Below are 5,990 nucleotides of genomic sequence, written 5' to 3'. Positions count from 1 at the left end.
ATTGGTTCTGAAAGTTTAGAAACAAACGAACAGGTTCATGAGCCAACAGAGGTTGCTGCTGTTGAGACCACATCAGAGCAAATCGAAACCTCATCAGACAACCAACCTCCCATTCACGAGCAAGAGAACGTTCCCCAAAAAGCAAAACGAGCGCAAGCTAATCGGGGCTGTCGATTACCGGATGATTTCGAACCCGATTACGATTTTGCAATCGAAGCGGGTTTGCCTTCAGAGCGTGTGAAAGTCGAAATTGCAAAGTTTCGAGATTACTGGCGTTCAAAAGCCGGAGCAAATGCAACCAAAATCGATTGGCAAGCAACATGGCGTAACTGGATACGCAAGGCGGTTGATGATTTAGAAAAAATAAAAAACACGAACAACAATGGTGGAAACAATGGAAACTTTTCAAAAGATCAAAGAACTCGCGGTGGTACCGGAGAGGCAATCCGTAATCTTATCCGTAGAGCAGGATTTAGTGAATCCGCTTCAAAACAGTGCAGATCAGATGGCGCAATGCGTAACAAGGGATTATCCTTGGACCTTGATCAGTGGCGTGAAATTGACACCAGCCCTAGAAGAACAAGCTTTGGAAGCTTATCAGACTGTTCAAAACTTACTTACCTTGAAAGCGTCTGTTGAAGATATTGCAGAGGCTCTTGATGTGCTTGAAGGCGGTTTGACAATGCAAAAAGTTTCAAATCCAGAGGCACGTGCAAAGGCTTATATCGCGGCTCTTAACGGCATCTCACTCTGGTCTTTGTTGCAAGCTGTTAAAAATCTTATCCGTGGTGAGGCAAAAGGTATGTCAACAACCTTTGTCCCCTCATGTGCTGATCTGGTGCAGTATTGTCGTGATTTAGAAAGCGGGCTTTATGGTGTTGCTGAGAAGGTTTTTATCGCTGTTGAAAATACGCGTAACCTAGCCTTAGGAGGCAAGCGCATTTCATGCATGAGAATAGGCAAGCCTAGTGAAGAGCAACATAACAGTAGCAATTCAAAAGCGGCTTAAAACAGCAAACTAGTGAAAAGTGCTGATGGTTTTGTGATTAGATATGCGTTTAAATCATCAAAAATGTACCGTACAAAGCGATTTAAAGATTTTATGATGAAAACACACCAGTAATACAAAACGCTCTGTACGGTCAAATTTAAGGTAAATTAACCTATTGGTAAAATTATGGACTAAAAACATGGAAATTTTAAAACAACTGTTCTTAACAAATCATAAACAGCCCATGCAAAAAAAGTGGGTTGCAACGGCTGTTGGGTATGTTCCTTGGGGAGATGGAGCAGAGGAGTATTTTTACAACCTCTACGAATATGAAGACGGCACAAGAGAGTGTGAAAAGTTTGACGGTGGTCAGTACTACACCGTACCAGAAAAGGCAGATTTTAGTACCAAAGCGCAAGTGAAAGCGTGGGTTTACGGTGGTGCTATTCCGAAAAGCGTTCTCAATTACGAACCTCTTATAGACGAGATTAACAGAGAGATCAAAAAATTATCAAAAGTAACTTGACATTATTACAGCAATATGAATAATCGAATCAGGTGCCTGAAAACACCTTGATAACAAGCGGATTAGTTGCCGAAATAACTAATCTTCTAGACATTAAAGATTTTGACTCGTTATATGCTGTAGCATATAATGATCTTGTCGGGTGTAGTTATGCTATACAATACCTTCATGGGGAAAGCGTAACGACGGACTTGTTACCGTGTTTTCAGCACCCGGCACTCTTTATAGAATGTCAATGAAAACATATTAAGTAACAAGGAATACATCATGAACACTCTTATTAAAATATCAGAAAAAATTATTGAACAAGAAATTGTGCAAACGGTCAATGCGCGTGAGTTACACTCATTCATGGAAATAGGAAAACGTTTCGCTACTTGGATTACAGATCGTATTAATCAATATACATTTGAAGAAGGTAAAGACTTCATAAAAACACAAGATTTGCGGTTCCCAAAATTGGGAAGCGCAAAATCTAGAGCTGTTACAGCAATAGAATACCATCTCACTTTAGACATGGCGAAAGAGCTTTCCATGGTTGAACGCAATGAGAAAGGACGTCAAGCACGTCGTTACTTTATTGAGTGTGAGAAGAAACTGAGAAACCAAGCTGTTGATTATGATTGTGATACACGTTTTGATTTGCCAAGTTATTGGGAAGGTATGAAACCTGGTGAAAAAGTTTTGTATCTTTTAGGTCCAATTCATATGCGTCTTCTTGATGCTTTTAGAGTCGATGAAGAAAACAGAAAATATAAAGCCCTCATTAAAGAAGCAAAACAGGTTCTAGCAAGATCTGTCGTAAAAGCTGCTTAGATTTAAGTAAGAACATCCCCTTCCCCATCTTTAAAGGTGGGGAAGACGTTTCAAGCCGCATCTTTTATTGTGATAACTACTCGTTTGCCAAGTACAGCTAGCGCTTGCTCTAATGTTTGAAGTTTAGTTGGATGGTTTGGATCAAGAATGCGTCTTGCTTCTGTTTCTTTTTTACCCAAACGATGTGCCAATTCTGTTTTTGTGATATTCGCTTCATTAAAGGCTTCTACCACTGCGAGCTTAAGAGCATTCCACGCATCTACCGTAACCTCTACAAGGTATTTATACTGTTTTGGCATTGGTAAAGGCAAACCACGCATAGGATAGCTCCGTAATGCTAACCCTAAAGCTTCAACAGCATTCTCTAATGCCTCTGCTCTATTTTCTCCAGCTGTTATTGCTTCTGGTACATCTGGAAAGGTTACAATAAAACCACCATCCGGATCAGATTCCAGTTTTGCTTGATACGTGTACTCCATGTTTAGGTCTCCTCGCCATGATCAAAATGCTTTTGAAACGAAAAATTAAAGCCGTTGAGAGAGTAACTCATACCCCCAACTGCTTTTTTATTATTTTCACGTAAAGTGGGGTCAATTCACCAGATTTTATAACGGTTGTCTTGTCTCCAAAAGTTACCAAATAATGTGACCCTTTACCTGCATCAGAAGCTTCACTGTAATGAATGCCTCTTTTTCTGGCTTCTTTACGTAATTCTCTAAGCAGTGCTTCTCGTTTCATTTAGCCTCCCCTTTACTGCATAAAATGAATATCGCACAAAAAGGTTCGATAGTCAACAATAAATCGAACAAAAAAGTTTGATACTAGGTTCTTAAATGAGAGGATATTTCTTGAAAAGTTAAAAGCAGAAATAAGAAAGCTGTGCAATTTGTGTAACATGGTTTTTTGATGCATGATTTGTCAAATAATATTATAATGTAATACTTAAAAAACTGTTATTAATTAACTGAAATAATTGAAAAAATAAGAAAATTATGCTAAGATTTTTTATGTATAAATTGCTAATCTAATGGGGCTACAAATATGCTAAATAAAGTGACGTTAATCGGGCGCCTTGGTGCTGATCCCGAAAGCAAAACAATGACTTCTGGAGCCGAAATAGTCAATTTTAGTATAGCGACTTCTGAAAGCTATAAAGATAAAAATACTCATCAAAAAGTAGAGAAAACAGAATGGCATTCCATTGTTGTTTTTAATCCACATTTAGCAAAAATTGCACTTCAATATCTCAACAAAGGTTCAAAGGTCTACATAGAAGGAAAATTACAGACACGCAAATGGCAAGATAAAAATGGGCATGACCGTTACACAACAGAGATTGTCTTACCACAATTCAAAGGCGAGTTGTATTTGCTTGATGCAAAGAAAGATCAATCAACATCCCCTACCCCTTCACCCATTACTACCCAAAATTATGCTATCGCTTCAGGTGCTGCTGATCATAGCACATCTCTTAATGATGCTATCCCATTCTGATTGAAAAAAATATGACAAAAAGAAAAAAACGTGCAAAACGTGGTCGTCCACGGATTAAAGGATGTATCAGAGAACCAAACGGACGCATCTCACGAGCAAAAACACCGCATGAACCCATGGATAAATTGGCAATTAAAATGCGTGCCAAACGCTTTGGCTTGACTATAGAAGAGGCTAAAAACCCGCTTTCCGGCACCTATATCGGGCGGCTTTATTTGCAAGGCGAAATCAATCAAGAGCAATATGATGCTGCGCAAAAATATCTTGAAGTGAAAAACTATTACCTCTGTGCAAAAGGATTGCCTAATGCAATTTATGATAAAATGCCTACAACTTCTGATGACGGAGCAAGAGAAAAATGGGTACAGAAGGCAACAGAACATCTTTTAGCTGTAAAAGATGTTGTTCAAGAAGCTCAATATTTACACCGTCAATATAACCTTCATGCCGCATTACAGTATCTTGTCATAGAAGATCAATCACTACCACACCTTGTGCTTTCATTGCGCATTGCTCTTAATGCGCTTTATAAACATTTTACGCAAAACCGGTAGTTTTCAAGCGGCGTCTTGGATATTAATGGCAACCTCTTTTCCAAGAGCAATAAGAGTGGATTCTAAGGCATCTAATTTGGTTGCGTGGTTTAAATCCAACAATCGGTCAATTTGTATTGGATGAAGTTTTAAAAGACGTACGAGATCAGCTTTGCGTAAGTTTTTTTCAATCATAGCGTTATGTATTGCAATTTTTAAAGTCACTAATGAAGATACTTCAACAAAAGGATAGGCAATATCACGATGTCCAAAGGGAATAGGTTCACGATCTTGAAAACGCCCCATAATGACTGTTAAAAGTGCATTTTTAGCCTGTTCCAAAGCTTCTTTTTCATCGTTACCATAGGTAATAAATTCCTGAAAGTCTTTAGAGACGACTAGAAGAGTATCATTGTCATCTTTGATAAATTTGATTGCATATTTCATTTACACCTCCATATTCTGGCTTATTTTAGGTCAAGATCTTTAAGAATCTTCTGGACTAATCCTGTTCCTAATTCTTTTCGCGTACCATGCATAGGTAAAACGGACTTTTTAGAACCACGCTTTACAAGCAAATGCCCTCCCTTCCCTGAAGTAAAACTGCAACCATGCTTTATAAGATATCTTTTTAATTCTTGACTATTCATTATAATAATATAACATCTAAAATGTTTCAATGCAACATAAATGTTGTACCAAAGAGAAATAAAGGACATCTTTTAAAACACCATATTTAGGTAAAAAAATAAAAAAAATACAAGATCATGATTTTTTTGTTGACATAGTGTAAAAAATCGTATTTAATGACGGTACTGCACTAGTCGTATTGTGTCTAAAATTCAAAAATATCCCCAAAAATTCAGCAAAATGTGAACTTGAAGCGTGGCTAGAAAGCCCTGTTTTCTTGCTAATTCTGGCTAATTAATTTTTCACAGAATAAAAATCAATATTTGACTAATGATGTCATTAATTATGACTCAAAAGGAGCAATGATGAAAGCTGTCATCACTAAGCCAATGTGTGTTGTTGGCGACAATAAAAGCACTGTTCGCTTTGAACCATCAACACCCAATAATCCATTTGTTGAAGTTTCTAATCAAGTCTACGCACGTCTCAAACGTGCCAATGCTGCTAAACCTTTTGTTGAGGTCAAGACAACAGCAAAAACAGACAAGGCAGTTGAACAAATTAAGCAAATAGAACAAGAAGCCGTACAAACATCGTCTGAACCAGTGACAGAGAAAACCTCACTCGAACAGCCAAAAGCATCTAAAGCTTCCAAGCCATCAACATCTACCCCCAAAAAGGCTTAGAAGTTGAAATTAATTATCCACCAAAAATGGTATCTTCAACAGGCAAAAGATACCTTCACAAGCCTTCAAGCCCCTCGCCTTAATTGGGCTCTGCGTAATGCTCTAAACACTGCAGCAAAACAAGTTGAACGCTTTACTGAAAAGCAAGTTGCAGACATCTCATCAGCCCAAATAAAGCGTATAAGAAGAGGTGTTTATATTAAAGGAAAGGCGACAGCAAGGTTTCTTGAGACAGATATCATTGGTTCTGGAACACCGATACCTCTTAAATTTTTTCAAGCAAGAGAAACAAAACGCGGCGTAACTTACACACT

11 protein-coding genes and 1 pseudogene are annotated in these 5,990 nt (G+C 38.0%); 8 read left to right on the top strand and 4 right to left on the bottom strand.

Features of this window, described 5'->3' with window-relative positions; translation table 11 throughout:
* The 4 genes from ACFIJS_RS08500 to ACFIJS_RS08485 form a co-directional block, all read left to right on the top strand.
* Positions 1–639 (top strand): hypothetical protein (locus tag ACFIJS_RS08500; protein WP_375651147.1); only part of this gene is annotated, 639 nt, incomplete at its 5' end.
* The gene (locus tag ACFIJS_RS08495; RefSeq protein ID WP_375651145.1) at positions 587–1,009 is read left to right on the top strand and encodes a hypothetical protein; all 423 of its coding nucleotides are present in this window, start codon (positions 587–589) and stop codon (positions 1,007–1,009) included. The genes ACFIJS_RS08500 and ACFIJS_RS08495, both read left to right, overlap by 53 nt.
* Before the next feature lie 181 nt (positions 1,010–1,190).
* Complete coding sequence (locus ACFIJS_RS08490; protein ID WP_375651143.1) at positions 1,191–1,517, top strand: hypothetical protein; 327 nt, start codon at positions 1,191–1,193, stop codon at positions 1,515–1,517.
* A 267-nt stretch (positions 1,518–1,784) separates the two neighbouring features.
* Positions 1,785–2,333, top strand: a complete 549-nt coding sequence (locus ACFIJS_RS08485; protein ID WP_375651141.1) for an antA/AntB antirepressor family protein — start codon at positions 1,785–1,787, stop codon at positions 2,331–2,333.
* Positions 2,334–2,383: 50 nt separating this feature from the next.
* On the opposite strand, the gene ACFIJS_RS08480 is transcribed toward ACFIJS_RS08485, so the two are convergent.
* On the bottom strand, positions 2,384–2,812 hold the full coding sequence (locus ACFIJS_RS08480; RefSeq protein WP_375651139.1) for a type II toxin-antitoxin system HicB family antitoxin: 429 nt from the start codon (positions 2,810–2,812) through the stop codon (positions 2,384–2,386).
* 67 nt (positions 2,813–2,879) lie between these two features.
* The gene (locus ACFIJS_RS08475; RefSeq protein ID WP_375651137.1) at positions 2,880–3,071 is read right to left on the bottom strand and encodes a hypothetical protein; all 192 of its coding nucleotides are present in this window, start codon (positions 3,069–3,071) and stop codon (positions 2,880–2,882) included.
* 303 nt (positions 3,072–3,374) lie between these two features.
* Here ACFIJS_RS08475 and ssb point away from each other — a divergent pair, with 303 nt between their 5' ends.
* Both ssb and ACFIJS_RS08465 read left to right on the top strand, forming a co-directional pair.
* On the top strand, positions 3,375–3,827 hold the full coding sequence (ssb, locus tag ACFIJS_RS08470) for a single-stranded DNA-binding protein (RefSeq protein WP_375651136.1): 453 nt from the start codon (positions 3,375–3,377) through the stop codon (positions 3,825–3,827).
* Between the two features lie 11 nt (positions 3,828–3,838).
* Positions 3,839–4,381, top strand: a complete 543-nt coding sequence (locus ACFIJS_RS08465) for a hypothetical protein (protein WP_375651135.1) — start codon at positions 3,839–3,841, stop codon at positions 4,379–4,381.
* Between the two features lie 3 nt (positions 4,382–4,384).
* Here the strand turns inward: ACFIJS_RS08465 and ACFIJS_RS08460 are convergent, their stop codons facing one another.
* Positions 4,385–4,807, bottom strand: a complete 423-nt coding sequence (locus ACFIJS_RS08460) for a type II toxin-antitoxin system HicB family antitoxin (protein WP_375613904.1) — start codon at positions 4,805–4,807, stop codon at positions 4,385–4,387.
* A 20-nt stretch (positions 4,808–4,827) separates the two neighbouring features.
* The gene (locus ACFIJS_RS08455; protein ID WP_006589116.1) at positions 4,828–5,010 is read right to left on the bottom strand and encodes a type II toxin-antitoxin system HicA family toxin; all 183 of its coding nucleotides are present in this window, start codon (positions 5,008–5,010) and stop codon (positions 4,828–4,830) included.
* A gap of 345 nt (positions 5,011–5,355) precedes the next feature.
* Between ACFIJS_RS08455 and ACFIJS_RS08450 the strand changes: the two genes are divergently transcribed.
* Entirely contained in the window at positions 5,356–5,676 is a 321-nt protein-coding gene (locus ACFIJS_RS08450) for a hypothetical protein (protein WP_375651149.1), read from the top strand.
* Positions 5,677–5,679: 3 nt separating this feature from the next.
* A pseudogene (locus ACFIJS_RS08445) lies at positions 5,680–5,990 on the top strand (hypothetical protein); the annotation flags it as partial.

Source organism: Bartonella sp. OT172YNZD (assembly GCF_042193725.1).
GTDB lineage: Bacteria > Pseudomonadota > Alphaproteobacteria > Rhizobiales > Rhizobiaceae > Bartonella > Bartonella grahamii_A.
Note: the sequence above shows the minus strand (reverse complement) of the source record. Positions and strands in the feature narration are given on the sequence as shown.

Bases quoted from the DNA above. Each gene is read 5' to 3' on its own strand.
- ACFIJS_RS08450 (WP_375651149.1), top strand. From the start codon at position 5,356: ATGAAAGCTGTCATCACTAAGCCAATGTGTGTTGTTGGCGACAATAAA.
- ACFIJS_RS08485 (WP_375651141.1), top strand. From the start codon at position 1,785: ATGAACACTCTTATTAAAATATCAGAAAAAATTATTGAACAAGAAATT.
- ssb (WP_375651136.1), top strand. From the start codon at position 3,375: ATGCTAAATAAAGTGACGTTAATCGGGCGCCTTGGTGCTGATCCCGAA.
- ACFIJS_RS08465 (WP_375651135.1), top strand. From the start codon at position 3,839: ATGACAAAAAGAAAAAAACGTGCAAAACGTGGTCGTCCACGGATTAAA.
- ACFIJS_RS08455 (WP_006589116.1), bottom strand. From the start codon at position 5,010: ATGAATAGTCAAGAATTAAAAAGATATCTTATAAAGCATGGTTGCAGT.
- ACFIJS_RS08475 (WP_375651137.1), bottom strand. From the start codon at position 3,071: ATGAAACGAGAAGCACTGCTTAGAGAATTACGTAAAGAAGCCAGAAAA.
- ACFIJS_RS08480 (WP_375651139.1), bottom strand. From the start codon at position 2,812: ATGGAGTACACGTATCAAGCAAAACTGGAATCTGATCCGGATGGTGGT.
- ACFIJS_RS08460 (WP_375613904.1), bottom strand. From the start codon at position 4,807: ATGAAATATGCAATCAAATTTATCAAAGATGACAATGATACTCTTCTA.
- ACFIJS_RS08490 (WP_375651143.1), top strand. From the start codon at position 1,191: ATGGAAATTTTAAAACAACTGTTCTTAACAAATCATAAACAGCCCATG.